Origin of the sequence: Streptomyces sp. NPDC053367, from assembly GCF_044545925.1 — a bacterium.
Classification (GTDB): Bacteria; Actinomycetota; Actinomycetes; order Streptomycetales; family Streptomycetaceae; genus Streptomyces.
In genome coordinates, this window is sequence record NZ_JBITYN010000006.1 from 91857 (window position 1) to 118366 (window position 26510).

The 26510-nt window shown below is 70.2% G+C and carries 21 protein-coding genes and 2 pseudogenes; 8 read left to right on the plus strand and 15 right to left on the minus strand.

Translation table 11 applies throughout. The annotated features are described in order from the left end of the window. Window positions 1-87: 87 nt before the first annotated feature. Both ACIGXJ_RS18330 and ACIGXJ_RS18335 read left to right on the plus strand, forming a co-directional pair. A complete protein-coding gene (locus ACIGXJ_RS18330) occupies window positions 88-1053 on the plus strand; it encodes a glycoside hydrolase family 6 protein (protein WP_399646204.1) in 966 nt (321 codons plus the stop codon). Between the two features lie 90 nt (window positions 1054-1143). Then, the gene (locus tag ACIGXJ_RS18335; RefSeq protein WP_399646207.1) at window positions 1144-2421 is read left to right on the plus strand and encodes a glycoside hydrolase family 6 protein; all 1278 of its coding nucleotides are present in this window, start codon (window positions 1144-1146) and stop codon (window positions 2419-2421) included. 55 nt (window positions 2422-2476) lie between these two features. On the opposite strand, the gene ACIGXJ_RS18340 is transcribed toward ACIGXJ_RS18335, so the two are convergent. The 3 genes and pseudogenes from ACIGXJ_RS18340 to ACIGXJ_RS18350 all read right to left on the minus strand — a co-directional run. After that, window positions 2477-3895, minus strand: coding sequence for an oxygenase MpaB family protein (locus ACIGXJ_RS18340; RefSeq protein ID WP_399646951.1), 1419 nt, complete (start codon window positions 3893-3895; stop codon window positions 2477-2479). Window positions 3896-3988: 93 nt separating this feature from the next. Next, window positions 3989-4780: a polyprenyl diphosphate synthase gene (uppS, locus tag ACIGXJ_RS18345; RefSeq protein ID WP_399646210.1), complete on the minus strand. Its 792-nt coding sequence runs from the start codon at window positions 4778-4780 to the stop codon at window positions 3989-3991. A gap of 235 nt (window positions 4781-5015) precedes the next feature. Next, window positions 5016-5777, minus strand: a pseudogene (locus tag ACIGXJ_RS18350) (collagenase); the annotation flags it as partial. 730 nt (window positions 5778-6507) lie between these two features. Here ACIGXJ_RS18350 and ACIGXJ_RS18355 point away from each other — a divergent pair. Next, a complete protein-coding gene (locus ACIGXJ_RS18355; RefSeq protein ID WP_399646213.1) occupies window positions 6508-7083 on the plus strand; it encodes a GNAT family N-acetyltransferase in 576 nt (191 codons plus the stop codon). 157 nt (window positions 7084-7240) lie between these two features. On the opposite strand, the gene ACIGXJ_RS18360 is transcribed toward ACIGXJ_RS18355, so the two are convergent. The 5 genes from ACIGXJ_RS18360 to ACIGXJ_RS18380 all read right to left on the minus strand — a co-directional run bounded on the left by ACIGXJ_RS18360 (window position 7241) and on the right by ACIGXJ_RS18380 (window position 11535). Further along, window positions 7241-7798: an AAA family ATPase gene (locus tag ACIGXJ_RS18360; RefSeq protein WP_399646215.1), complete on the minus strand. Its 558-nt coding sequence runs from the start codon at window positions 7796-7798 to the stop codon at window positions 7241-7243. Between the two features lie 121 nt (window positions 7799-7919). Beyond that, window positions 7920-9644 (minus strand): acyl-CoA dehydrogenase family protein, encoded by a 1725-nt coding sequence (locus ACIGXJ_RS18365; protein ID WP_399646218.1) that lies wholly within the window; start codon window positions 9642-9644, stop codon window positions 7920-7922. A 69-nt stretch (window positions 9645-9713) separates the two neighbouring features. Next, window positions 9714-10271 (minus strand): PadR family transcriptional regulator, encoded by a 558-nt coding sequence (locus tag ACIGXJ_RS18370; protein ID WP_399646221.1) that lies wholly within the window; start codon window positions 10269-10271, stop codon window positions 9714-9716. A gap of 289 nt (window positions 10272-10560) precedes the next feature. Then, entirely contained in the window at window positions 10561-11061 is a 501-nt protein-coding gene (locus ACIGXJ_RS18375) for a GNAT family N-acetyltransferase (protein ID WP_399646224.1), read from the minus strand. A gap of 120 nt (window positions 11062-11181) precedes the next feature. Next, entirely contained in the window at window positions 11182-11535 is a 354-nt protein-coding gene (locus ACIGXJ_RS18380) for a helix-turn-helix transcriptional regulator (protein WP_399646227.1), read from the minus strand. Between the two features lie 130 nt (window positions 11536-11665). Here ACIGXJ_RS18380 and ACIGXJ_RS18385 point away from each other — a divergent pair, with 130 nt between their 5' ends. From ACIGXJ_RS18385 to ACIGXJ_RS18400, 4 genes are all read left to right on the plus strand, one after another. Continuing rightward, window positions 11666-12049 (plus strand): STAS domain-containing protein, encoded by a 384-nt coding sequence (locus ACIGXJ_RS18385; protein ID WP_399646229.1) that lies wholly within the window; start codon window positions 11666-11668, stop codon window positions 12047-12049. A gap of 750 nt (window positions 12050-12799) precedes the next feature. Beyond that, window positions 12800-13621, plus strand: a complete 822-nt coding sequence (locus ACIGXJ_RS18390; RefSeq protein ID WP_399646231.1) for an SDR family oxidoreductase — start codon at window positions 12800-12802, stop codon at window positions 13619-13621. A 280-nt stretch (window positions 13622-13901) separates the two neighbouring features. Then, the gene (locus ACIGXJ_RS18395) at window positions 13902-15410 is read left to right on the plus strand and encodes a DUF4246 domain-containing protein (RefSeq protein WP_399646233.1); all 1509 of its coding nucleotides are present in this window, start codon (window positions 13902-13904) and stop codon (window positions 15408-15410) included. A 447-nt stretch (window positions 15411-15857) separates the two neighbouring features. Further along, entirely contained in the window at window positions 15858-16481 is a 624-nt protein-coding gene (locus ACIGXJ_RS18400; RefSeq protein WP_399646236.1) for a hypothetical protein, read from the plus strand. Window positions 16482-16680: 199 nt separating this feature from the next. Here ACIGXJ_RS18400 and ACIGXJ_RS18405 read toward each other — a convergent pair whose 3' ends face one another. Next, window positions 16681-17286, minus strand: a complete 606-nt coding sequence (locus ACIGXJ_RS18405; protein WP_399646238.1) for a dihydrofolate reductase family protein — start codon at window positions 17284-17286, stop codon at window positions 16681-16683. Between the two features lie 208 nt (window positions 17287-17494). Between ACIGXJ_RS18405 and ACIGXJ_RS18410 the strand changes: the two are divergent. Further along, window positions 17495-17969: pseudogene (locus ACIGXJ_RS18410) on the plus strand (pyridoxamine 5'-phosphate oxidase). Between the two features lie 20 nt (window positions 17970-17989). On the opposite strand, the gene ACIGXJ_RS18415 reads toward ACIGXJ_RS18410, so the two are convergent. From ACIGXJ_RS18415 to ACIGXJ_RS18440, 6 genes are all read right to left on the minus strand, one after another. Then, window positions 17990-21358, minus strand: a complete 3369-nt coding sequence (locus ACIGXJ_RS18415) for a CHAT domain-containing protein (protein ID WP_399646241.1) — start codon at window positions 21356-21358, stop codon at window positions 17990-17992. A gap of 192 nt (window positions 21359-21550) precedes the next feature. Then, on the minus strand, window positions 21551-22135 hold the full coding sequence (locus ACIGXJ_RS18420; RefSeq protein WP_399646243.1) for an ATP-binding cassette domain-containing protein: 585 nt from the start codon (window positions 22133-22135) through the stop codon (window positions 21551-21553). 81 nt (window positions 22136-22216) lie between these two features. Then, a complete protein-coding gene (locus tag ACIGXJ_RS18425; RefSeq protein WP_399646245.1) occupies window positions 22217-22717 on the minus strand; it encodes a DoxX family membrane protein in 501 nt (166 codons plus the stop codon). A gap of 128 nt (window positions 22718-22845) precedes the next feature. Beyond that, on the minus strand, window positions 22846-23502 hold the full coding sequence (locus ACIGXJ_RS18430; RefSeq protein WP_399646247.1) for a lytic polysaccharide monooxygenase: 657 nt from the start codon (window positions 23500-23502) through the stop codon (window positions 22846-22848). An 85-nt stretch (window positions 23503-23587) separates the two neighbouring features. Then, the gene (locus ACIGXJ_RS18435; RefSeq protein WP_399646250.1) at window positions 23588-24037 is read right to left on the minus strand and encodes a DoxX family protein; all 450 of its coding nucleotides are present in this window, start codon (window positions 24035-24037) and stop codon (window positions 23588-23590) included. A 79-nt stretch (window positions 24038-24116) separates the two neighbouring features. Then, the gene (locus ACIGXJ_RS18440; RefSeq protein WP_399646253.1) at window positions 24117-26447 is read right to left on the minus strand and encodes a family 49 glycosyl hydrolase; all 2331 of its coding nucleotides are present in this window, start codon (window positions 26445-26447) and stop codon (window positions 24117-24119) included. Between the last annotated feature and the right edge of the window lie 63 nt (window positions 26448-26510).

The following is a 26510-nucleotide window of genomic DNA, read 5'->3' on the forward strand; positions in this document are numbered from 1 at the left end:
ACCACCTCACTTCACGATTGGGACCGCTTCCAGTGGGAGCGCTCCCAACCCCTCCAGAGTCCCCTGCCAGGAAACCGAGGTCCTGTGATGAGCCGCAGACTCCGCACCCTGGCGGCAGCGCTCTTCGCCCTGCCGCTGGCGCTCGCCGCCGCACCGTCCGCACACGCGGCCGACCCCACCACCATGACGAGCGGGTTCTATGTGGACCCCGACTCCTCCGCCAAGCGGTGGGTGGCCGCCAACCCCGCCGACGGCCGCGCCCCCGCGATCAACTCCGCCATCGCCAACACCCCGATGGCCCGCTGGTTCGGCTCCTGGAGCGGCACCATCGGCACCGCGACCGGGGCGTACGTGGGCGCGGCGGACCGGGTCGACAAGCTGCCGATCCTCGTGGCCTACAACGTCTACAACCGCGACTACTGCGGCGGGCACTCCGCGGGCGGAGCCTCCTCGCCGTCCGCGTACGCGAACTGGATCGCCCAGTTCGCGGGCGGTATCGCCGGCCGCCCGGCCGTCGTCATCCTCGAACCGGACTCCCTCGGGGACTACGGCTGTATGAACCAGGCCCAGATCGACGAACGCGAGGCCATGCTCACCGGCGCCCTCGCCGAGTTCAGCCGCCAGGCCCCCAACACCTGGGTCTACATGGACGCCGGCAACCCCGGCTGGGTGAGTGCGGCGACCATGGCCCGGCGCCTGCACGAAGCCGGCCTCCGCCAGGCGCACGGCTTCTCGCTCAACGTCTCCAACTACTTCACGACCGCCGAGAACACCGCCTTCGGCAACGCCGTCAACAGCGAGCTCAGTGCTCGCTACGGCTACACCAAGCCGTTCGTCGTGGACACCAGCCGCAACGGCAACGGCTCCAACGGCCAGTGGTGCAACCCCGCGGGCCGCCGCATCGGCACGCCCACCCGGACGGGCGGTGGCGCCGAGATGCTGTTGTGGATCAAGACCCCGGGGGAGTCCGACGGCAACTGCGGCGTCGGATCCGGCTCCACGGCCGGGCAGTTCCTCCCCGAGGTCGCCTACAAGATGATCTACGGCTACTGACCCAGGACTCCCGCCGCCCGTAGAGGCGACCGGCAGTCCGCCGGGGCGGCGGGCGCTCCGCCCAACCAGTTCGTCGACCAGGAAGCAGTCATGGAACCACGCACGTCACGGCGCCGCACGGCCACCTTCGCCGCGGCCCTCACCGCCTTCGCCGCTCTCACCTCTCTCACCGCGACGCAGGCACAGGCGCAGGCCACACCCGCGCAGGGAACCATCACCCCGGCCACCAGGTTCTACGTCGATCCGCACAGCAAGGCCGCGAAGCAGGCGCTCGCGGACTTCAGGAACGGCGACGTCGAGGACGCGGTGAACATGGCCAAGCTCGCCAGCTGGCCGCAGGCCGAGTGGTTCACCGAGGGGACACCCGACGAGGTGCGGGCCAAGGTCGGCAAGCTGGTCCAGCGGGCCCGCGCCGTGGGCCGCACCCCCGTCCTGGTCGCCTACAACGTCCCCGGCCGGGACTGCACGCAGTACTCCAGCGGCGGCGCCGCGTCCTCCGCCGCCTACCGGCAGTGGATCGACGCCTTCGCCGCCGGTATCGGCACCGCCAAGGCGGCGGTCGTCGTCGAACCCGACGGCACGGCGCTCCTGCCGAAGGACTGCGGGCCCGGCGTCGATCCCACCGGCGAACTCACGGCCGCCCGCATCGCCGACCTCGCATACGCCGTCAGGACCCTGAAGGCCAGGCCCCGCACGGCGGTGTACCTGGACGCGGGCAACGTCCAGTGGCGCCCCGTCGGCGAGATGGCGCGGCGGCTGCTGGACGCCGGCGTCCGGTACAGCGACGGCTTCGCCCTGAACGTGTCCAACACCCACCCCACCGACCACAACGCCAGGTACGGCACCTGGATCGCGAAGTGCATGTGGTTCGCCACCGAGGCGCGCGGCAACGCCGAGTCGTGCGCCGGCCAGTACTACTCGTCGGCCGCGCCCAACGACGGCCTCCCCGGCAACGCCGTCTCCTCCACCGACCCCGCCACCTGGCGCTGGACCGACGCATGGTTCGACCAGCACGTGGGCACCCCGCCGGCCGGCGACCTGCGGCACTTCGTCATCGACACCAGCCGCAACGGCCTGGGCGCCTGGACGCCCGAGCCGGGCAAGTACACCGGCGACCCGGAGATCTGGTGCAACGCCCCCGGCCGCGGTCTCGGCCCGCGTCCCACCGCCGACACGGGCGTGCCCCTTGTCGACGCCTACCTGTGGATCAAGATCCCCGGCGAGTCCGACGGCAGCTGCACGCGCAACACGGGCGGTACGGTCGACCCGGAGTACGGCATCGTCGACCCGCCCGCCGGCACCTGGTGGCCCGACCAGGCCCACTCCCTGGCCCGCAACGCGGCACCGCCCCTGACGTTCCGCCGCTGAACGGACGAGGCCGCGCGCCGACGGACGGCCGCCTCTCGTCCAGGCAGGCGCCCGTTCAGGCCTGGGCGAGCAGGGGGTCGTAAGGGGTGGTGCGCCGGCGGCCGGACATGAAGGTCAGGAAGTCGCTGACGAAGGCGCTGCGGCTGTACGTTCCGTCGGCGTCCGGGGTGTCCCGGTGGAAGGCCGTGCGGAAGAGGGCGCGGTACTCGTCCGCGTCGATGTGCTGGTTGCCGTCCTTGTCGGTGACCTCGAAGAGGACCTCGGCGACCCGGATGAGGGCCGGACCGGCCATGGAGGGGACGGCGGCCGCGTACTCGGCGGCACTGACGCGGCCGTCCCCGTCGGCGTCGAGTGCGGCCTGCAGTTCACGCCACCAGCCGGCGTAGGCGTCGTAGAGCCGGGTCTCCTCCGGCTCGTCCAGGTCGAGACGGCTGGACATCTCGCGGGCCATGGCGGCGAGGTCGGGCCACGTCAGATAGCCGTCCCCGGTCTGGTCGAGGACGTCGGCGAAGAACTCCCGGGCGCTGCGCCGCACTTCGCCGCCGTCGGCAGCGGCTGCCGGTTCGGGTTCCGGGGGCAGCGGCGTAATGAGCCGGATGAGGGCGCCGGCCCGGTTCATCTGCTCGCGCAGGGCGGTGATCGTCCTGGCGCGGGGGTCGTCGCTGTCCGGGGAGAGCGACAGCAGCTCGGCGATGCTGTCGGACTTGATCCAGCCGTCGGGAAGGAACCGGGTCAGCCCGACGGCCAGGTACACACCCTGCATCAGCGTCTGCACCCCCGCGATCTCGGGCAGGCCGGCGCGTCGGCGGAACGGCTCCGGCAGGGAGGCCACGGTGATCGCTCCGATGACCGGGCCTGCGACGGCCCGGCCGGTCGCCCACAGGGCGGGGAAGCCGTCGAGCACCGGCGGCGCCGGGAGGTGGTCGAAGAGCTTGTACAGGATGATCCGCATGGCCTCGGTGCTCTCCAGCTCCTCGGCGACCATCCGGTCGTAGTAGGGCCAGAACTCCTCCGGACTTCCCGGCAGATGACCGGCGTCGTCACCCATGGCGGCCAGGAACGCCCGGAATTCGACGTACAGCCGCTCCATGGCCTCGGGCTCGAGGGGCTGCCCGCTGAGCCGGCACATGGTGACGGCGCTCTCGAACATTGTCGCCACCACCCAGGCCCGCGCGCCCGGGTCCATCGCGTCGTAGGGGCGTCCGTCCGTGTCGGTACCGCGCAGCCGTGCGTGCAGACGGTTCAGCCGCAGGGCCTCCCGCTGCCGCACCTGCTCGTCGCCGCCGAACATACGCCGCATGCTCACGAAGGTGTTGCGCAGCCGTCGCCAGGGGTGCGCCACGAAGGTGGAGTTGTGGATCAGGGCGGCGCCGATCTGCGGGTGCGCGGCTTCGAGTACGGTCGCCCGGATCATGGCCAGGGCCCACCGGGGGTCGTTGAAGAACCCGTGGAACTGTGAGCCGGGGCCGAACAGCGGCTCGCCTTCCGCGTCACCGGGCCCGCTGCCGTGCTCCGTGGCCCCGGCGGTGCCGGTGTGGGAACTGCGGTCGTCTGAGGTGGTCACGACTCAGATGTCTCCGTTCTGGTTCGGCAGTACGGCGCCGAAGCGGCGTTCGCGCTGCCGGTAGGCGTGCAGGCACTGGAGGAAGTCGGGTGCGCGGAAGTCGGGCCACAGCACCGGCGGGAAGACCCACTCGGCGTAGGCGACCTGCCAGAGCATGAAGTTGGAGATGCGCTGTTCACCGGAGGTGCGGATGACCAGATCCACGTCCGGGGTGTCGGGGAAGGGCAGGTGCGCGGCGAAAGTCTCCTCCGTCACTGCCTCGGCCGGCACGCCGCCGCGGATCAGCGAGCGGGCGGCCTCGACGATGTCCCTGCGCCCGCCGTGGTCGAAGGCGACGGTCAGCGTCATCTGCCGGTTCAGGTCGGTCAGCGTCATCAAGTCGGCGAAGTCTTGGCGTAGTTCGGAGGGAATGCGGGGGTCGGTCATGCCGAGGAAGCGGCAGCGGATGCCCCGGGCGTGCAGAAACGGGGCGTGCTTGCGCACCACTCGGCGCACCAGATGCATGAGGAACTCGATCTCGGTGTCCGGGCGGCGCCAGTTCTCGGTGGAGAACGCGAACAGGCTCAGCCAGCCCACGCCGGCCCCGCGCGCCGCTTCGATGACGTCGATCACCGTCGTCTCCGCCGCTCGGTGACCAGCTGTCCGGGGGAGCGACCGGCGCGCCGCCCACCGGCCGTTCCCGTCCATCACACACGCCACGTGCCGCGGCACCTCACGCCGCCCCGGCAGCACCGTGCCCTCGGCAGCCGTCAAGGGGGAGGAGAGCCGGTCACCCCCGGACCGCTGTGCTGTCATGCCCGCCCCCAGCCCCCCGGCGTCCAAGACGGACGCCGTCCCCGCGGTGGCGGGGACACCGTCGTGCCGGGCCGCCACCGCCCTCGCTCGTCAACGGCAGATTGGCAGCGATCAGCGCCGCTCGTTCCGCACATCCGGAGGATTCACCCTTGGGACGCATGTCCAGAAAGGGGTGAAGAGGCTGGAGGCGCACAAGGGCGAAGAAGGCCGGGCGCAGGAGCCGTACGGGTCAGGCGCCCGCTGTCAGGGCCGTCAGCCAGGCGTTCCAGTCGCTCTCGTAGTCCAGCGAGATGAGGAAGGAACGGGCGGCCGTCCAGTTTCCGGTGCGGTAGTGGCCGAGCACCGTGGCGACGTCGGCCGGGTGGCGCTCGACCATGTAGCGGGCCGCGAGATAGCCCCAGTTGTAGGTGCGGCTGACGTCACTGTTGACGTAGGTGGTGTCGAACAGTGTGCGCAGCGAGTACGTGTGCTTGCCGGCCTCGGCCAGAGCGTTGGTGTAGGTGACACCGCGGTAGGAGTACGAGATGTACTCCGCGATGCCCTCGCCCCACCACACGGTGGGGGTGGTCTGGCTGGCGTCGAAGTCGCCGTACAGGTCGAAGCGGCCGTCGAGGTAGTGCGTGTACTCGTGGTTGAGGTTCCAGATCTGCCAGCCGGGGCTCACGTCCGTGCGCTCGTAGCAGATGAAGCGAGGGAGGTTGCCCGTCGTGGCGGGGTCCCCCTCCAGGTACATGCCGCCGTTGTTGGTGTCGATGCCGTAGATCTTCCTCGCGTAAGTCTTGTAGTCGGCACTCGAGTTGAAGACGTCGACCTCCAGGGTCGTGTTGTAGTCGTCGGCCACCGGCCCCGAGTCCTTGACCACGCTGTGGAAGTAGGCGTCCTGGTCGGCCAGGCTCGCGCAGGTCGCCGTCAGCTGGTCGGCGGTCATCTCCTGGGCCCGGATCCGCAGCGAGGGACTGCAGTTGTGGACGATCGGCAGGATGCGCGATTCCAGTCTGCCGCCGGTGGTCCCGGTCGCGCCGGAAGCGCCTTTCACCTTGCCGTGGGCCGGGCGCAGGCCCGGGTCCGCGAAGACGTGGTCCGGCGTGGGGTCGGCCTGAGAGGCGGGGGAGGCCTGAGCGGGAGAGGCGGCGAAGGCGGCTATGAACAGCGCAGTGGTGACGGCCATGACGCGCAAGGCTCGCTCCTGGGTGGGGAGTTGGGTCCCGTCCGCGACGGGCTGCGCTGTAAAATGGCACATGTCACATTGCTTGGCAATGCTTCTGGCGGACCGGAACCCCACGCGGAGCCCCGACACGAGCACGGGCCCTGCACCTCCTCGACCAGATGCTGGCCAAGGTGGGAGCCGAACCCACCCGGCCACGCGCCGGGCGGTGACACCGCGAGGGTCCGCCACGGCCGACTGACATGTGCAGTTGCCTGACAGCGATGGAGTGCCGTCCTGACGGACAGGCCCGCCCGCATTCGCGGGCAGTGCTGTCCTGCCGTGGGGTTGTTCGGGTCAGTGTTCGAGGCCGCAGTCACCGAGCGCCTGTGGTTCCTCGACGGCAGCGAGCTCATCGGCGGTGTGTCCTGAACGCTGCCAGTACGGAGCGAAACATCGAGGACGACCAGCGGCTGTCAGCAGTGCGTGGTGTGTGCATGGCCAAGACCGCCTGTCGGCCTTGCCAGGACCGGGATCGAATATTCGGTTCTTGCTCGCCCCACGAGGACACAAGATGGTGCGCATGACTCTGGCCACCCCCACACTGCACACCGCTCGCCTGCGACTGCGCCCCTTCACCGACGCGGACGCGAGCCCTCTCTTCGCGCTGCACAGCAGCGCCCACGTACTGCGGTACTGGGACTCGCCGCCGTGGACGGAACCGGCCCGTGCCGAGCGGTTCATCGCGATGTGCCGGAAGATGGCGGACGAGGGCACCGGGGTGCGGGTGGCCATCGACCGTGCCTCTGACGGGGCCTTCGTCGGCTGGTGCGGTCTGACCGGATGGAACCCGGACTACCGCAGCGCGTCGCTGGGCTACGTCCTGGGCGATGCGATGTGGGGCCACGGCTACGCGACGGAGGCCGCGCACGCGCTGCTGCGATGGGCGTTCGACACGTCGGACCTCAATCGCGTGCAGGCCGAGACCGATACGCGCAATGTGGCATCCGCCCGGGTCCTCGAGAAGATCGGTTTCCTGCGGGAAGGGACGCTGCGGGAGGACTGCATCGTGAACGGCGAGGTCTCCGACTCGTGGGTGTTCGGGTTGATCAGGCGAGAGTGGCGGCCGGCGGTCGTGCCGACTCCGGCGAGCGAGTAGCGGTCTTACGGGCCGCGCCCACGTTGTTCTCAGGGGGCGGGCCGTCAACCAACTCGGGCAGAGGTGCGCCTGGGCCCTGCGAACGGACGAGCCCGCCACCGCCCCACAGGCTGCGCGCCGCCCTCATCCGTCCCCGCACTGAGTGGCTCAGGACGACCTAATCGGAGCCGTGGGAAAGCCAGTTGGTGACCCCCGCCACGTCGCGCGCGATGTCGACCACGGAACGCCCGTCCGTCGCCACCCGCACCGTATCCGGCGGCATCCGCTCATCCAGGAGCCGCGCCTTACGAGCGCTGTTCTCCAGCTCCTGCTCCAGCTCCGAGCCCAGCTCGCGGCCGGTCAGCCGTTCACGGGCGGTGGCGTCGGAGGCGGTGAGGACAACCCGTACGATCCTGACGTTCGCACCCATGGCGCGCTGGAACATGCCCCCGTTCTCGGCCAGAACGCTCAGAGTGTTCGTGTAGATCAGACGGCGGTACCCCAGCTCGGCGTAGTTCGACCAGAGCGCCGTCAGGTTGCGCTCGGTGATCCTACTGCGACTGGGATCCCCGTCCGGAGCGGGATGGACCTGCCCCATGAAGTCGCCTTCGATCAGGCAGTGGGCGACCATTGCGGCGCGCAGACGCGCTGAGACCTCCCACGCCACCGTCGTCTTGCCGACACCGGCGCGCCCGCCGAGGAGCAACACCTCCGCCTCATGCGTGACTTGTCGCATGACTGCACCCTGCCACCAAGTAGTCGACTCGCGCCCACGAAATGCGCGCGGTTCCGGGAGGCAGGGCCCAGTTCATGTCCGAACGTCGGTCGGCTGGTTGGTCACAGGCCGTTCCGGAGCCTCACGGCATCATCTCGTACGCCCCGGACAGCCCCTCGACGCGCTGCCAGACACGCTCCGAACGCACCCCGTCGACCACCGGGCGCCGTACCGCGCCGAGCGCCCACAGCTGCTGCTCCTCCGTGGCGGAGTCCTTGCCGTGGAGCTCGACGGCGTGTGCGGAGAAGTCCCGTACGAGGACGGCGAACAGCTCGTCCAGCACGTCCTCGTCGGGGCCCGTCAGTGACGCCTGCTCCAGGACCAGCTGCCCGTGGACGACGAGCGCGAAGAGCTGGCCGACGGCGAGGAGCAGGTCGAGGTCCCGGCTCTGCTTCTCGTCCGGGGCAGCCGTGCGGACGAACTCGCAGAGCGCGTCCGCCTGTTCGCGGAACCGGGCCACGTTGGGCAGGTGGCCGTACGCGTCGAACGCGGGCCGCCAGTCGTGGAAACGCACCGAGCCCAGGCCGCGGGCCGGACCCTGCCGGAAGAGGAAGTCGTCGTCGGCCGCGTCGAGGCGGGTCGGGACGGGCTCGTAGGCGACCGGGTCGAGCAGGTGGTTGCGCATGAACTTCAGGATCAGGGCCAGATTGACGTGGACGGTCCCCTCCAGCTTCGGCAGGCCGCGGATCTCGACGGCGGCCTGGGCGAAGTAGTTGTCCTTCTCGAAGCCCTTGGCGGCGATGACGTCCCACATCAGGTCGATGACCTTCTCGCCCTCGGTGGTCACCTTCATCTTCGTCATCGGGTTGAAGAGGAGGTAGCGGCGGTCGTCGGGGCCCGCGGTCCGGAAGTAGTCCACGGCACGGTCGCTGAACAGCTTCATGCCGACGAGCCGGACGTACGCGTCGGTCAACTCGCGCCGCACGTGCGGGAAAGCGGTGACGGGACGGCCGTAGAGGATGCGGTTCTGCGCGTGGGTGACGGCCTCGTACATCGCGTGCTCGCAGATGCCGATGGACGCGGTGCACAGGTTGAACTTGCCCACGTTGACCGTGTTGAGGGCGGCGTCGAAGGCGGCGCGGCCGGTGTGCAGCACGTCCTCGGCGGCGACGGGGTAGTCCTCCAGCCGGAACTCGCTGACGAACTTGGACGAGTCGACGACGTTCTTGACCAGGTGGTAGTTCGGGTGGCGGCTGTCGGCGGCGAAGAAGACGTAGCCGTCGGGGCCCTCGACGTCGGTGCGGCGTCCGAAGACGGAGACGAGCCCGGCGGCGTTGCCGTTGCCGATGTAGTACTTGGAGCCGGTGGCGCGGAAGCCGCCCTCGCCGTCGGGCTCCAGGAGCATGTCGGTGGAGTAGATGTCGGCGCCGTGGGCCTTCTCGGACAGGCCGAAGGCGAACACCTCACCCTGCGAGAGCAGTTCCGCGGCGCGGGCCCGTGCGGCGGGGTTGTCGCTCTGCCATACCGGGCCCAGGCCGAGGACGGTGACCTGCCAGGCGTACCAGTAGTCGAGGCCGTAGAAGCCGAGGATCTCGTTGAGAGCGGCGATGCGGGCCGTGTCCCAGCGCTTGTCCCCCTCGCCCTGGCCGGCGGCCGAGGCGGGCGTCAGGAACGTGGCGAACAACCCCTCCTTGGCGGCGAAGGCGAGGAAGTCGCCGAGCCACGCGCGGGTCCGGTAGTCCTCGATCAGCCGACGCTTGCCCCGCTCCTCGAACCAGTCGACGGTGGCACGCAGCAGCCTGCGGGTCTCCGGGTCGAAGTGCGCGGGGTCGTACGTCCGCGGGTTGAAGAGGAGCGCGTCGGCCATGGATGCCGCCTTTCGGCTGGAAGGGGTGAGGGTGGTCCGGGCACGGGTCCCGGGGGCCCGCTCGGCCGGTCAGCGACCGTCGTCGAAGCGGGCGAGGGTGGCGAGGAGGTCGTCGAGCCAGGCGATCATCATCCGCTCGTACGCGATGCCGCCGCGCAGCACGACGTGCTGCAGCTCCCGTTCGGCGTCGAGCGGGCCGTCCGCCGGAGGTTCCCCGAAGTCGCGGGTCTCGCCCGCGAGGTAGTGGGCGAGGCGGTCCTTGTGCGCCTGCCGGTGCCGCTCGACCTCGCCGATGAGGGAGGCCGGGTCGTCGAAGGCGGCGCCCCGGACCTTCACCGCCAGGTCGTGGCGCACACTCTCGGGCTCGGTCGGTTCACGCAGCCACGCGGACAGCGCGTCCCGTCCGGGCCCGGCGACGGAGTACTCCTTCTTGTCCGGCCGCCCGTACTGCGAGACATCCCGGACGTCGACCCAGCCGTCCGCCTCCATCCGCTTGAGCACGCGGTAGATCTGCTGGTGCGTCGCGGTCCAGAAATAACCGATCGACCGCTCGAACCGCCGGGCCAGCTCATATCCGGAACCCGGCTTCTCCAGCAGGGAAACGAGGATCGCGTGCTCGAGCGCCATGCCTCCGATCCTGCTATGCAACTCGTTGCATAGCAACGCCGTCCCGGTGAGACACGGCTCACCTTGCGCGGGCCGTGCGCCGCCGCACATCGGTCACTGCTGCCCGGTGGCCTCGGGTGTCGGGCCGTCGCCAACTGACCGGCGGGCACCCCGGCGGCCCGCGCTTGCGCCGGCTTGCCCTGCTCGTCACAGCGGGCCTCGGCGACGCCGAATGAGACGTCCTGCAACGCGCGGCCCGCTACGGGGCGATCGTCTCCGGCGCGGCCATCGAGGCATGCGCTGCGACCACTCAGAGAGTGCGCTCCATGCACACCAACTGCTTCCGCTCGTCCCATGACCGGGTGACGGTGAAGCCGAGTCGTTCGTACAGAGCGATCGCTCCCGTCCGCCATTCCCACACCGAGAGCCGGACGGTGTGAACGCCGTGCTCCGCGGCGTGGGTGAGCGCGGCGCCGAGCAGGGCGGAGGCGACGCCCCGGCCACGGGCCTCGGGGTCGGTCCACAGCCTCTTGATCTCTGACCGACCGTTGGTGGGGGAGGCCACCACGAGGCACCCCACAGAGGTGTCGCCCAGGAGGGCCACCAGTACGACATCGTCGGCGAAGGCGGTCCGGGGGTCGGTGATCTCCGCCCGGTAGCGGTGCGGCAGCTCGGCCACGTCGGCCACCGGTACGCCCTTCTCGGCCTCCGTACGAAGGTGATAGGCGGCCAGCAGCGCGGCCAGGCCGCCCTCGACGGGAGGGGTCTGCCCCGGCCAGCGGACGACGGCTACCTCGCGGTGATCGGTCATGACGCCAGCATCACACGACGAGGGCCGGGCGCCCTGAGGCCCACCTTCGCCGGGTGCGGCGCCGGGACAGCCCTGGCGGCAGGCGCTGCGGCAGGCCTCGCGACAGGAGGTGCGGCCGCCCTAGCCGGTGGTCTGCAGTCTGTCGGTCTGCGCTGCCGGGGCGAGGGTGCGGGCGGTCTCGTCCTGTACGAGGAGAGACAGCAGGGCCGCCACGGGCAGGCCGGCTTCGGCAGGGTGCCGCAGCACTTTGTCCGGTTCGATGCGATAGGTATTCGTACGCCCGACTCTGGTGTGGGAGAGGTAACCGCTCTCCTCCAGGTCGGAGATGATCCTGGCGACGGCCCGCTCGGTGAGCCGGCAACGGGCAGCGATGTCGCGGATGCGTGCGTTCGGATCGTCGGCGATGGCTGCGAGGACGCGCGCGTGGCTGGTGATGAACGTCCATCCCCTGTGCGGTTCGGGCACTTGCTGCATGGCCGGCATTTTATAGGGCCGGAGTTGTCAGAACCCAGATACATGACATAGTTTTCATGCAACCGAAGTCGTGTGCTCTTGCCGAGACCCACAGGGGAGGAGTTCCGAGGTGCCTTGGGACGGAACTGCCATGCCAACCCCCGCGAGCCATGCCGACGGGCCCCTTGAACCGCAGAAGGCCGTCGGCCACGGCCCGCAGGCCGTCGGCGTACGGCAGTACGAACGGCATGGTGTCTGCGTGATCGCCCCGCACGGCGCCTACGACATGGACTCGGTCGGACCGCTGGCAGACGCACTGCACTCGGCGGCCGTGACGTACCGGAAGGTAGTCCTGGACGCCTCCGAGGTCACGTTCGCGGACTCCTCGTTCCTGAACCTGCTGATCGCCGCCCACCGCTCGGTCGCCCTGCGCGTGGCCGCGCCTTCTCCCCGCGTCGAGCGGCTCCTGGAGATCACGGGCGTCGACGGCCTACTGGAGATCCGCGGCACGGTGGACGAGGCCGCTGTCTCCTGAGCGGCGGCGTGGTCGGGCGGCCCCGTACGAACGGGGTGCACAGCCGGCCGACCTGGCCGAGCGTGGCGTCCTCGGGCGTGGGACCGACCACCGCAGCGACACGTACGGCGGCAGCGCGACCCACCACATGCCGTCATCGGGTCCCGGCACCGGCCCGGCCTGCACCCACCCGTTTCCGGCCGCTTCGACGTCGTCGTCGCACTCCGGTCGGGCGCCCGCACCGTCCTCCCGCTCTCCGGCACTCCGGCTTACGTGATGGGCGCGCAAGCCACGCGGTGACTTGCCTGTACGCATCCTCGGCAGGCAGGCGAACCCGTATCAGCCCTCGTGGCGGGGCTCCACCCGGCCGTCGCAGCGGCGGGAAGGCCGCGTGTCCGGATACGTCACATGAGGCATTGCCACCACATAGCCGTCGCTGTGCATGCCCGGGGTCCTCCGGTGGGGGGCCGGGGAGAGGCTGTGACTCCCAGAGGGACCTATGAGGAGAAGAGCGAACCGGAGAACCATCCGAAGGACGCGGCTCGCCCTGAGCGCCGCGGCCGTGGCGTGAGCGGTCACGGCGGCGCTGCCCGGAGTCGGCCTCGGCCGAGTCCGCGGGTGGGGCGGGTGACGGCGCACCGGCCCACGCGTGCCGGGAGTCCCGTGTGGCCGGACCGGCGTGGGGTACGCGGGACCCGCCCCCAAAGCGGACAGAATTCCCTCCCGGCACTCCGTCACCCCGGGCGACAGGACGCGACATTGGAGCCTTCGATGCACTCTCAGCAGGACACCCGCGACCCTCGCACCACCCCCGTGGCCGTGATCACCGGATCCGACTCCGGTATCGGCCGTGCGACCGCCGTACGTCTCGCGGAGGCCGGCATGGACATCGGCATCACCTGGCACAGCGACCGGGAAGGCGCGTTGCGCACGGCGGACGAGGTACGGGCGACCGGGCGCCGGGCCGCGGTCGAGCAACTGGACCTCACCACGCTCCCCGAAGCCGCCGCGGTCGTGGACCGGCTGGCCGATGAACTCGGCCGGATCGACGTGCTGGTGAACAACGCCGGGACCGGCACCATGACCCCCTTCCTGGAGCTCGACCACGACACCGTGCGACAGGTCATCGACGTCGACCTCGTGGGTCCCTTCCTGTGCGGGCAGCGCGCCGCCCACCGCATGATCGGCCAGGGAAGCGGCGGCCGGATCATCAACGTCACCAGCGTCCACGAGCACCAGCCGCGGGTGGGCGCGGCGCCGTACTGTGCGGCCAAGGGCGGACTCGGACTCCTCACCCAGGTCATGGCGCTGGAACTGGCCGAGCACGGGATCACCGTCAACGCCGTCGCCCCTGGGGAGATCGCCACGCCGATGACGGGCCAGACGGACACCGACGTCACCGACGAGCGCAGGCCGGGCGTACCCCTCGGCCGTCCCGGCGACGCACGCGAGGTCGCGGCCGTGATCGCGTTCCTCGCCGGTCCGGACGCGTCCTACGTCACGGGAGCCTCGTGGGTGGTGGACGGAGGGATGCTGCGGATGGGCCCCCAGGCGGGCTCCCATCTGCCGGACGACAGCTGGCGGCGCCCCTGAGCCCGGCGCCGGAACATGGAAGGCTGACGGCTTCTGTCCAGCGAGGTCGAAGTGAGCGTCCTCGGCGTGGCGGTCGGTCCCTTACCGAGCGGCGATGGCGCCAGTCCGGCGGAGTGATGGCAAGGCTCACGCAAGGTCCGCCATGGCGGCCACAGGTGGTGTCCGGCCGCACGGGTTCGAAGAAGGCAGCACCGTCCCGCGGCTCCGCGGAGCCATCGGGTGCCGACCTCGCTGAAGTATCCTGCCCGCCACCGCACACCGACTCGAAGGACAAAGCAAGTTGACCGGCCTGTCTGCCTTCGCGCTGCCTTTCCAAGCGTCCCGCTCCATAGCGTTCGCGACACCCCGAACGCTGCGGGAACTTCAGATGATGCAGTTCAGCGCCCTCATCCGGGCGAAGCCTTCGTGGTTCGACAAGATGAACGACGCCGGCATCGTCGCCAGGTGGACGCAGGAAGCGGTCGCCCAGGGTCTCACCGAGGCGCAGGTTCGTTACGTGCTCGACGAACTCGTGCACTACGCCTCCCTGCGAGACGCAGCCACCGGTATCGAGGTGTCCGCCGTCGACGGGGTGTGGCACTCGGACGCACTGGTCGACTACCGGCTCAACTCCCGGCTGCGCGAGGCGGTCCGGGTCCTGGAAGAGGTCCCCGAAGAGGAGAAGGACTGGCATCCCGGCTCCGACGGGCAGGTGCTGGACCTGGTCCATCCCTCGCTCTTCTGCCTTGTACGGGACGTCAGCGGCGCGCCCGAGCGGGCCTGGCAGAACCCGACCGACCGCTACTCGAAACACGAGTTCTCGGAGAGGTTCCAGTGGCTGCCCACCGACGTCGACGTCAGCGACGACGGCGACGTCACCTTCCGGTCGTACGTCAACAACCTGCACCCGGAGGCCCATCGCGATCTGGCCCACGTCCTGCCGGACCTGTTCGCGCGCTTCCGACCGCTCCTGGAGAACGTGCTCACCGATCTGCGTCATCCGCGGCCCCTGCGGATCGAGGCCGATCCTTTCGGCTGGTACGACTCGGAGCCGGTGTACCCGGACGAGTCCGCCTACAGCGACGCCGAGGCCCACGCAGAAGCCGTCCGGGCCTGGGAAGTGGCCAAGGACGACTGGTGGGAGAACCGCAGCCCGGTCGTTCCGGACGCCCCCGCCTTCAGCCCGCCTGAGGCACCCGGTGTATCCGACCGGGTCGAGCTGCGCGGACGCGCTCTGCAGGTCATCGTCAAGCTCGCGACCATCCACCTCACCCCGGACAAGCCCGAGTACCCCGGCGGTTCCTGGCACGTCGAAGGGATGCTGAACGAGCGGATCGTCTCCACCGGCATCTACTACTGGGACAGCGAGAACATCACCGAGAGCCGGCTGAGTTTCCGCGCGGCGCTCGACGACCCCTATTACGAGCAGAACGACGACAACGGTGTGCGCGAGGTCTACGGCCTGGAGAACGAAGACCCGCTGAACCAGGAACTGGGATCCGTCTCCACGCCGGCCGGCCGCTGCCTGGCGTTCCCGAACATCCTGCAGCACCGCGTCAGCCCGTTCCGTCTCATGGACCCCACCCGCCCAGGGCACCGAAAGATCCTCGCGTTCTTCCTCGTCGACCCCTCGGAGAAGATCGTCTCGACATCGGATGTGCCACCCCAGCAGCCGTGGGCCGAAACCTCGACCATGACGCTCGAACAGGCCGAGAAGTACCGCGAACAGCTGATGCAGGAACGCAAGTTCTTCGTCGACGAGCACAACGAGCAGCTCTACGAACGAGAGTTCTCGCTCTGCGAGCACTGAACTGCCGCCGTTCCGCACAGGTGCGGATGAGGGGTGCGGGCGGAGGCTTGGACGTCGGTGCCGGTGGGCCGGACGAGCATCCGGCCCACCGGCACAGTCGCCTCCCCCCGGCGCTCGCGGACGGACTCCGGGCCTGCCGCGCAGGGCCGTCAGCCGATCGGTTCGCCCACGCCCACGGGGGCGCCGACGAAGTCACGCGCTGTGCGTGTAGATCGCACCGAGGTAGCGGCCCTCCCGATGAGGCACATCGGCGTCCCAACATGCGAATGGCGGGGTGCGGGCGCCCCGGGCCGGGGAGTTCTTCGGCCTCGGACAGCGGCATGCCGCAGTGAAAGGGGCAGGCCCCATCGCAGAACTTCAGGTCGAGGTCGTCACGGGCGCCGGGGGATGCTGACCACCACATAGTGACGTGCATGGTTGAAACCAAGGCCGTTAAAGTGCGCCACCATGGGCACGGACATCTATGGCGGGGTCGAGTTTCGTCACCCTTACGCAGGCACCGAGGACTACGACGGTGAACCGTGGGTGACCGCCATGGATCTGTGGCCGCTGTACGACGAGACCGATCACACGGCCTTCGGCCTTCTCTTCGGAGTGCGCAACCACGCGGGCTTCCAGCCTCTCGCACCCGGTCGCGGCCTTCCCGGTGACCTGTCGAGCGCCATGCGCTCGCGCCTGGCCTCCTGGGTTGCCCGGGGCGAGTTGGACGGCGCGAGCTGGGTCAGTTGGGGGGAGCTCGCTTCCCTCGATCCCGCGACCCGGGCCGAGCACTTCGTCGGCCGGGTGACCTGGCACGAGAAGTCGCGTCCGTCGACGCTGCATCGCCGGCTCGTATCCCATGAGTGGCCGTCGGAAGTCCTGTCCGTGGTCGGCGTGCCGCCTGTGGAGGCGCGCAGCGGCTCAGAACCCGCCGAGTGGACCACCGGCGACCTGGTCTGCGCCTACGAACCTCTGACCGCGGGCGCTGTACTGGGTCCGAAGACTCACTGGCCGCACGTCTTCGCCGTGATGAAGGCTCTGGCCGGCCGCTTCGGTGACGAGGCTGTCCGCCTGGTCGTGGCCTTCGACTGACAGCACACGCCCCGGAGCCTTGCCTCGCGCACGACTCCGGCCGGCCTGCCTCTGCCCCCCGTAAACGGCCCGTCGAGGTGAGCGACCGTCCCGGGCCGCCGTCGCAGGAAAGCTTCCGATGTCTGCACGGCAGATCCCACGGCGGGGCGACCTCGTGCCGCTTCCCGTCACCGACGGGCGCTCGCAAGCCGCGCAGCGTCTAGTAGCTGTCGTAGCTGGGCCTGCCGTTGGGCCGGTAGACGCCGACTACGGTGCCGCCCTTCGTCGTCGAGACGCTGACCGGCTCCAGCGCCGTCGGGATCGCTCCGTCGGCGAACAGCCGCTTGCCGGTGCCGATGATCACTGGATGGATGGTGAGCCGGTACTCGTCGACGAGGCCATGGCGCATGAGCGTCTGGGCGAGGTCTCCGCTGCCGACGACGTTGATGTTGCCGCCGTCGGAGGCCTTCAGCGTGCGCACGGCATCGGCGACGTCGCCCTCCAGCAGTGTGGAGTTCTGCCACTCGACGGTCGTCAGGGTCCGGGACGCCACGTACTTGTGCATGCTGTTCATCCGCTGGGTGAACGGGTTGGCGGGATCGGCGGTCGGCCAGTACGACGCGAAGATCTCGTACGTCTTGCGGCCGAGCAGCATCGCGTCGGACTGCTCGTACCACCCGGCGATGGCCGCGCCGACCTCGTCGTCGTCCACCGGCTTCTGCCAGCCGCCGTGCTCGAAGCCGCTCTCGGCGTCCTCGTCCGGGCCGCCCGGCGCCTGCATGACGCCGTCCAGGGTGAGGAACGTACAAACGATGATCTTGCGCATGGTGCGCTCCTTTCGTCGACAGGTAGACCGTCCGACCGACCGGAAGTCATCGGCGGGAGCTTCCGTGGCCATGGCGCCTGCCCGGCGGAGGTGGCCCTGCGGTCGGAGGCCCGGGGCGGTGGCCTGGTGAGGGCCTTGTCGCCCTGACGATCGCCTGCATCCGGAGATCCGCTTCGGTGTGCCCCGGTCGTCTTCCAGGGTCGTCCGTATGATGATCGACACCGGGGACGGCGGCTCGCTTTTCGAATCCCTCCGGGCGGATGCCCTCACCGGCCCGGACCGGCTGCGCCGGCTCTACCCGCAGCCGAACCCGCACTCGCTCCGCAAGGAGACCGACCGCCTGACCGAGGGGAGACGGGCGCTGATCGGCTGTTCGTCGCTGGTGTTCATCGGCAGTGCGGACGCCGAGGGACGGGCGGACGTGACGCCGCGCGGCGGCCCGGCCGGGTTCGTGTCGGTGCTGGACGAGCGGACCCTGGTGATCCCGGACGCGACCGGCAACAAGCGGGCACTTCCCGAAGTCGCTGATGCGCGCCGACGCCTGGCAACCCGAGCGGTGGGTGCCTGCCGATTCCCAGCCGACCAGCGCCGAGGTGACGCCGGCCCAGCTGAACCTGCCGGACCTGACCGTCGACCAGGTCGAGGAGGCCGAACGGCATTCACTGCGCCTGCGCTACGAATGAAGGGCCTCCCAAGGCTCAGGTCAGGTACCGGCGTGGAGGTAGGCGGCCCACAGGAACGGGACCTGGGTCCGGTCGTACTGCCCGGGCAGGTCGTGGCCGTCGCGCAGGCCGCGTACGGCCTGGTGCAGGGCCAGGGCTGCCCGGCCGGTGTCGATGGTCCCGGCGGAGGTGCGCAGGTGGGTGTAGAAGGCGTCCGCGACGGTGACGGCGGTCTGGTCGTCGATCTCCCAGAGGGTGCCGACCACATGAGGGAATCCGGCCAGCTGGAAGGCGGAGGTCAGATGGATGGCCTCGTCGGCCAGTTCGGCGGCGTCCACGGCGGCCGTGCGGCAGGCCGACAGATAGGCGAGCTGGGCTCGGTCGAGGCGGACGGGGGCGAGGCTTGCGACGGTGAGCGGGTCGCCGGCGTGGTCGTGGAGCAGCAGCCGACTCCTGGAGGGGTCGGCGGGATCGCTCGTGCCGTGGCACGCGAAGTGCACGATGGAGCAACTGGGCAGGCGTTCCAGCACGTTGGCCTTGGTCGGGGTGTCGGCCGCGAGGGCGGCGGTACCGCCGTCGTGGGGGTCGGGTTCCGACAGCAGGACGAGTTCGGGGAAGTGCCGGTGCAGCGTGGCCACTTCCGAGCGGACGTGCGGCAGGCGGCCCTGACCGGGCAGGCCCGGTGTCGTGGGCATCGCCACGACCAGACCGGGGGCGGGAGGGTCACAGGCCGGGGGATGCGTGCGAGCGTGGCGCAGTGCCCGGACCGTGGGGGTGTAGGAGGAGACGACCCGGTCCATGACGGTGCGTCGGTGGGGGGAGCCGGCCGGATCGCCGGCGTGGTAGCCGGCCGCGTGCAGGGGCAGCAGGCCCAGCAGCCCGCCCGGAGCCCACCACACCCGGGGCCAGTCGGCGTCCTCCGGCGGCCGGCGGTGGTGGCCCAGCTCCGCCAGCACGGGCCCGGCTGCGGCATCCCACAGCCACTCCAGGACCCCGGTCAGTTCGGCCTGCGCCTCGCGCCGCTGTTCTCTGCTCGCGCCCGAAGCGGCGGTGCGCAGTGCCTGGTGGAAGGAACCGGCCTTCTCCGCCAGGGTCTCGGCGGTGAGGTGGGGGAGCTCGACCTGAGTGATGCCGTCGGCGGTGAGCAGCAGGGCGTCGCTGCGGTAGGGGCTGATGTTGAACACCACGATCGGCCCCTGGCCGGCCTCGCTGAGGAGTTCCTGGTCGGTGGGGGGCAGGGCGAAGGAGTGGAACCCGGCCAGGCTGCGGATGTCGGCCATGGTCTGGGTGAAGTCGCGGGCCAGCTCGTGGCGGTCGCGTCCGAGACGCGCCTGGCGCCTGCGGAGGACGTCGACGTCCTCGTCTCCGCCGGCCGGCGGTGGGGAAGTGGCCGCGGGCTGGTCGAGTTGGTCGCGCAGGCGGACGAACCGCGCGGCAAGACCGGGGTGTTGCCGGCTCAGGTCGGTGAGGTCGCTGCGGGTGTCCAGCGCCTGGCTGAGCAGCACCGCGCGTCCCGCCTCCAGCAGCCGCAGCGCCCTGGCCGCGCGCTCTTGGCGGGTCCCCCGGGGATCGGCAAGGGCCAGTGCGGCGGCGTCCCCGGCCAGCCCGGCGAAGCTGCCGAGCGCATGCTGCTGGTCGCCTCGCTCCAACTGGCGTACGGCCACCTGGGGAAGCAGCCGCACCGCTGCTTCCGCCAAGTCCGCCGCCCGCCCCGCCTCGGACCGCGCGAGCAGTCCGGCTGCGGCCCATGCTGCTCGAATTCTGCTCGAAGGCGCCCCCGAGGCCACGCCCCAGGCCCCTTCGTAGGCGGACACCGCCTCGTCCCGGTCCGCCTGGTCCCCGGATCGCTGGAACCGGAACCGCAGTGCGTTGCCCAGGTTGGACAGGCGCCGCGTCCGGGCGGGGTGGTCGGCCGGGGTGGCCCGCACCGCTTCGCGATGGCGGTCGATCGCCTCGTCCAGATCCTTTCGCTCCTCGGTGTGCAGGAACCGGAGCTGGAGCGCGGTGGCGAGGTTGGACTGCGTCGCCGGCCCGTTGGGGTGGTCGGCCGGGGTGGCCCGCACCGCTTCGCGATGGCGGTCGATGGCCTCGTCGAGGTCCGCCGGGTTCCCGATGCGCCGGAACTGGTCCTGCAGTGCGAGCCCGAGGGTGGTCAGGTACACCGGACGGCCGGGGTGGTCCGCGGGGGTGGCCTGGACCGCCTCTCGTCCGATGCTGACCGCCTCGTCCAGGTCCGCCCCGTCCCCGAAGCGCTGGAACCGGAGCTGGAGCGCGTTCCCCAGGTTGGACAGCATCGCCGGCCGGACGGGGTGGTCTGCCGGGGTGGCCCGCACCGCTTCGTGATGACGGTCGACGGCCTCGTCCAGGTCTCCTCGGTCCCCGACGCGCTCGAACCGGCGCTCCAGGGCTCCGCCCAGGTTGGACAGACGTCCCGCCCGGTCGGGGTGGTCCGCGGGCGTGGTGTGTACCGCGGCGCGGATGTGGTCGATGGCTTCGTCCTGGTCCGTACGGTCACCCGTGTGCTCGAACCGGGTCGCCAGCGCGACGGCCAGGCCGGACAGCATCGCCGGCCTTCCGGGGTCGTCCGCGGGGGTGGCCTGGACCGCGTCTCGCCCGATGGTGATGGCCTCTTCCAGGTCCGACCTGCTCCCGGTGTGCTCGAAACGGTCCCGCAGTGCCCGACCCAGGTAGAACAGGTAGATCGGCCGATTGGGGCCGTCTGAGGGCGTGGAGCGTAACGCGTCGCGGTAGCAGTCGATGGCCTCGTCCAGGTCCGCCTGGCTCCCGGTACGCCTGAACCGGTCCCACAGCGCGTTCCCCAGGCCGGAGACGGACAGAGCCCTGTTGGGGTGGTCGGCGGGGGCGGCCTGTACCGCGTCCCGTCCGATGGTGATGGCCGCGTCCAGGTCCGCGCCGTCCCCGGTGCGCCCGAACCGGAGCTGTAGCGCGAGGCTCAGATTGGACAGGTACCCCGCCCGGCGTGGATCGTCGGCGGGGGCGGCCCGCACGATGTCCTGCCACAGGTCCACGCCGGAGGTGAACAGGGCCGGGTCGGTGGAGGCGAGCGCCTGGTTCAGCAGGCCGAGGGCGTACGGCGCGGCCGCCTCGGCGAGCAGCGGCAACAGCAACTGGGGCAGGCCGTCGACGCCGGTCAGGAAGCAGGGGGTGAACGCCTGCACCGCCGCGTCCAGGGCCGGTTGGCATCGATCTTCGGGGAGCTTCTGGAACTGGTACCAGTGGAGCCAGCCGAGTGCGTGGCAGACCTCCAAGTCACCAGGGTCGTCCCGGCGTTGTGCGGCGAGCTGCTCGGCGACAGCGAGCGCCGACGGCTCCAGCGCGAGGGCGGGGTCGCCGGTCTCGCTGATCCGTCGCAGCAGGGCCCGCACCGCGGCCAGCCGTTCCTCACGCATCCTGACCCTCCTCCGCCCGCCTCTACCGGGCGATGGTATGCCCATCTCGCATGCATGGAAGGGAAGTTGCGTCGATGAGCCCGACGATCGGAGGCCGGGTGACCATCGCACCGCACAGGAGGAGCGGGGCGGTCGGGGGCCGGTGGGGGAGTGCGCCGCGGACACGGCCGAACAGGGTACGGGCGGCTGCGGTCAGGGCGTTGCGGTGCGCGGGCCGGTCCTCGTGGATGCGGGCGGCGTGGGGTACGTCGGCGCTCTGCGCGCCGACGGTGACGTGGAGCAGGACTTCATGGCCCTGGTCCTCGACGTGGGTGACGGTGGCAGTGAGTGGACGTTCGTAGGGGCGGTCGTTGAGTGGATGCGCAGGGCTTCGGGGCGCAGTCCGTGCGGAGGGCGTAGAGCTCGTCGGGGGTGCCGATCTGCTGGAGCAGGCCATCGCGCATGACGGCGGCGATGCGGTCGCCCAGGGCCATGGCTTCCGACTGGTCGTGGGTGACGTGGATGGTGGTGGCTCCGGTGCGGCGTACGACGGAGAGGATCTCGGTGCTCAGCCGTACGCGGGCGGGCGTCGAGACCGGAGAGAGGTTCGTCCATGAGACCGCCGGTGGCGGTCTCCAGGCCGGCGATCATGCGCAGCAGGGTCGATTTCCCGCAGCCGGAGGGGCCGAGCAGGACGAGGAACTCGCCGGCCTGGAGGTGCAGGGAGACGTCGTGCACGGCGCGGTGGCCGCCCGGGTAGGTCTTGCTGAGCCTGTGCAGGGTGATGGTGCTGCCCACGGCGGTTTCTCCGGACAGATCGCGCGGTGCCCGGCGGGGCGGGCGGAGCCGGCCGCTTGGCCGCGCTGGGGCGAGGGGCTGTCAGCGGGTGAGTTCGTCTGCGGTGACGGCCAGGCCGGCGGCCACCAGGACGAGATTCTTGAGGACGTACTGGCCTTCCAGCGTGGGTACGCCGTGGTGCCACATCGTCTCCGGCAGCAGCACGAGGGATGTGAGGACGCCGGCCATGTGGAGGAAGAACAGGGCCAGGGCGGGACGTATCAGCAGGCCCGTGACGAGGGCGAGCCCGATCAGAGTCTCCGCGCTGCCCAGCAGCGGCAGGGACACCTGCGCGGGCAGCAGGCCGCCGGTCAGCCTTGTCGCGGCAGCGGCCGCGACCTCCTCGGCCGGGCTGGCGGCGGGGAAGATCTTCAGTACCCCGAACCAGCAGAAGACGACGCCGACGCTGACGCGCAGGACTGCGATGCTGTGCGGCTGGTAACGCCCGGCCGCGCACTCGGTCCTCGTGCGGAGGGCGGAAGTGGTACGCACGGCGGGCGGGAGTCGCCTGGGCAGCGGGGTGGGGAGGTGGGGGCGATGCATGGGGCCTCCGTGAGGGAGCCGGTTCGGCGTCGTGTACCGGGCGGGCGGGTGTGGGGGAAGGCCCCGCGAGGCGTGCGCCTCGCGGGGCCGGTGTGCCGTGCTGCGGGTTCAGCTGCGCCGGCCGGCGGTCAGTTGAAGGTGACGTCGCTGCACAGGAAGTACTTCTGGTCCATGTGCGAGGCTTTCCAGACGGTGACCACGACATGGCGTCCGCTGTAGCCGGAGGTGCTGACGTCGGTGACGTAGTGCGCCTGGTAGGGGTAGCGGCCGGTCCGCTTCACCAGCTGCAGGTCGTCCCAGCCGATGAGCTGGTACTCCGGGTTGAAGCCCTGCTTGGTGACGTACACCTCCAGCCAGTCCGCGCCGTGCCGTGCCTCGTCGTAGAGGTCCACGGTGAAGTTGGAGCCGATGGGCGTGGTGATCCAGGGGCCGGGCCGGTCGAGGGCTGCGTAGTTGGTCTCGCCCTGGCCGCCGGCGCTGCAGATCCGGCCGTCGGGGACGACCTGCTTGTAGTTGTCCCCGGTGTTGTTGGCGTAGACGGCCTTCCACGCGGTGATCGCGTTGGGGTTCTCGTGGTAGGTGCGGTAGCACATGGGGTCCTGCGCCTCGTTGGGCTCGTTGTAGCCCCAGCGCTGCAGGCAGCCGTAGTTGCGGGTCTGCGGGGCGATCACGGTGCCGTGTGCGGATGCCGACGGTGCCAGGGGGAGCAGGCACAGCAGGCTCGTGGCCATCACGCCGGCGCCGAGTGCGGCGCGGCGGGTGGGTGTTGCCGGGGTGCGGTTCATGGTGCTGTTCCTCCGGTTCTTCGGGGGATCGCGGGCCCGGATGTTCTCCGGACCCGGGGCTTACGTGCACATGACAGCTTTCGGCTCAGGTGTCGCGGGTGGTGACGGCCTCCTTCCTCGGAGTACCTCGTCCGCTCGCGCGGTGGGCGAGCGGTCTCGTCACCGTCCAGCGGCCGGGGCCGAGGGCGGCGATGAGCAGGAAGGCCCAGCAGAACAGGGCTGCCTTCTCGCCGCCGTTCTCCAACGGCCACAGGCCGTCGCTCTGGTGGTGGACGAAGTAGGCGTAGGCCATGGACCCCGAGCACAGCAGGGCGGCCGGCCGGGTGAGCACACCGAGGAGCACCAGCGTGCCGCCCACGAGCTGGATGACCGCGGCCCACCATCCCGGCCACTGCCCGGCAGCGGGGACGGAGCCGCCCTGGGGCCCGCCGAGGACGTCGAACAGGGTCGCTGCGCCATGGCAGGCGAACAGCAGCCCGGTCACGATGCGGAACAGTGCGAGGACTGCTGCTTCCTGACGTGCGGAGATCTGCACGGTGGTACCCCTTTCAGGGAGCGCAAGGGCGGGTGGTGGCCGTCGGCGGTGCGGGTGTGCCGACGGCCACCGGAGCGGGTCAGCTGGTCAGGGTCCACTTCTGGCTGGCCCAGCCGCCGCAGTCCCACAGGTGCAGACGGGCGCCGTCGGCCGTGCTCTGGCCCTCGATGTCCAGGCAGCGGCCGGACTTGAGGTTCTTGAGCGTGCCGTCGGCCTGGAAGGCCCACTTCTGGCTGTCCCAGGTGCCGCAGTCCCACAGGTGCGCCTTGGTGCCGTTGGCGGTGGCGCCGCCCTCGACGTCCATGCACTTGCCACCGGACTTGAGCTGCTGCCCGTCGAGGGTCCAGGTCATCGACGGCACATCGGCGCAGGCCCACTGCTGGATGCGGGTGCCGTTGGCGGTGCCGCCGGCGGCGCGGTCGACGCACTTGGACGTCGCGCCGTTGACGATCCTGCCGCCGGTGACGGGGCCCGGTCCGGGGTCGGTGCCGCCGCCCGGTCCCCAGGCGTTCCAGTTGTCCCAGTTCTCGGCGTCGAAGCCGAGCCGGCCGAGCTTGTCCGCGGCCCAGTTGGTGCCGGACTTGTTGATGACGGTGCCGCCGACGGTGTAGTTCTCCAGCTTCAGCCCGCGGCTGTCACGCGTCTCGTTGCCGAGGGTCACCTTCTGTCCCGCGGAGTTGGTGTACCGCTTGAGCAGGCTGATCTGGGAGGACGGGTCGAGCTGGCTCCAGGCGTCGATCTTCAGGTTCTTGACGTGGATGTTCTCGGTGCTGGACAGGGCGAAGACGCGGATGGCGCAGTTGGTCATGCCCTCGACGGTGATGTTCTCGAAGGTCATGTTCCGCACCCACGCGCCCGGGTCGGCCTTGGTGGTCGAGCCCATGTCCTCCCAGTGCGAGGAGGAGTTGAGGATGCAGGTGTTGTACTTGACGTCCTTCCAGTACATCCGGTTGTGGATGACGTGGGTGTTGTTCACGCGGACGTTGTCGATGTTGCGGGGGGTCCAGCCCCACTGGATCACGGGCCCGTTCTCGTTCTTCCAGATGACCGTGTCATCGATGTTCACGTCGCTGTGGTAGAGCTTCAGCACGTCGTCGTTGGCGTGGAAGAACGTGTTCCTCATGGTGCTGCCGCGGTACAGCTCGATGCCGTCGGTCTGCCAGTACCACGAGCCGACCTGCTTGTAGTTGTCGACGCGCATGCTGAACGTGTCCTCGTCGCCGTAGACCACGAAGGAGTGGTACGGCGGCTCGTTGATGGTCACGCCCTGCAGGTCGAGGTGCTGCTGCCGGCTCTGCGCGGAGGCGAACTGGAGCATCTTCACGCAGGAGGAGTGGCAGTTCGACGCACCCGAGAGGTGGTCGTAGTTGTTGTTGGTGTCCGCCTCGTAGACGTACTGCTCACCGGACAGGACCCCGTAGCCGGTCACCTTGTACAGGCCCTGGCTGTCGTCGGGGAATCGGACGGCTCCCTTCACATACGCGCCCGGTGCGAGGTAGACCCACTTGACCTGCTTGGGCAGCAGCGCGTGGTACCTGGAGGTCATGTAGTACGTGCCGGGGCGGAAGTAGACGATCTCCTCGGAGATCGTGTTCAGGTTGGTGACCTGGCCCTGCGGCGGGTAGTAGATGCTGCCCGAGGACGCGGTCGGGATCAGCCGGTCCGCCTCCGCGCCGGTCGGTGCCGGCTCCGCGAAGATCATCATGGAGTTGCGGGGCTCGGTGTGGACGGCACGGTTGCCGCCCCCGCCCTGCGTGGTCAGCTTGCCCGCGTCCGTGGCGGGACCGGACATGTCGTTGTAGGCCGTGTACAGCTGCGGCTCGAACTCCACCGAGAACCGGTGACCGGCCTGGCTGTAGGGCACCTTGACCCGGACGGTGTCACCGTCGACGAGTTCCTTGGCGAAGTTCAGGCTGCTGGGCTTGATCTTCACCTGGTCGGCCGAGGAGATCGTCTGCCCCGTCTTGAGCGAGACGTCCACCCATACGTCGGCGGCGTACTGGAACGACGACCAGCTCATCGTGAGCCCGGCCGACGAGGAGAACTCCGCGCCGTCCTCCTTGGTGTAGCCGATCTTGCCCTTGCCGCTGCGCGGGATGCTCATGTACGCGAACGAGTCGAACCGGGCCGCGGGAGCGGCGGCCGTGGCGACCTGCACGTCGTAGAACGAGGAGCGGCGCACCTTGTCGTTCGCCACGGGGCTGGTGGTGTTGTACTCGTAGTTGTCGTGCCACCACGTCTTGAGCTGTGCGCTGTCGGCGGTGGTGACGGCCGCGGCCTCCGCGACGGATGACGCCTGGGACGGGAGCGGCCGCGCGCTCGCCGTACCGGCGGGCACGGCGGCGCCGGCCAGGGCGAGCGCCAGGCCGGCGGCGAGCGCCGCCAGCCTGCTCAGTCTTGCTGCGGGCATGACGAAGTCCTCTTCTGGTTGGGAAAGGCAGCTGGTCGCCTGGAAAGGCAGCGCCCTCGGGCG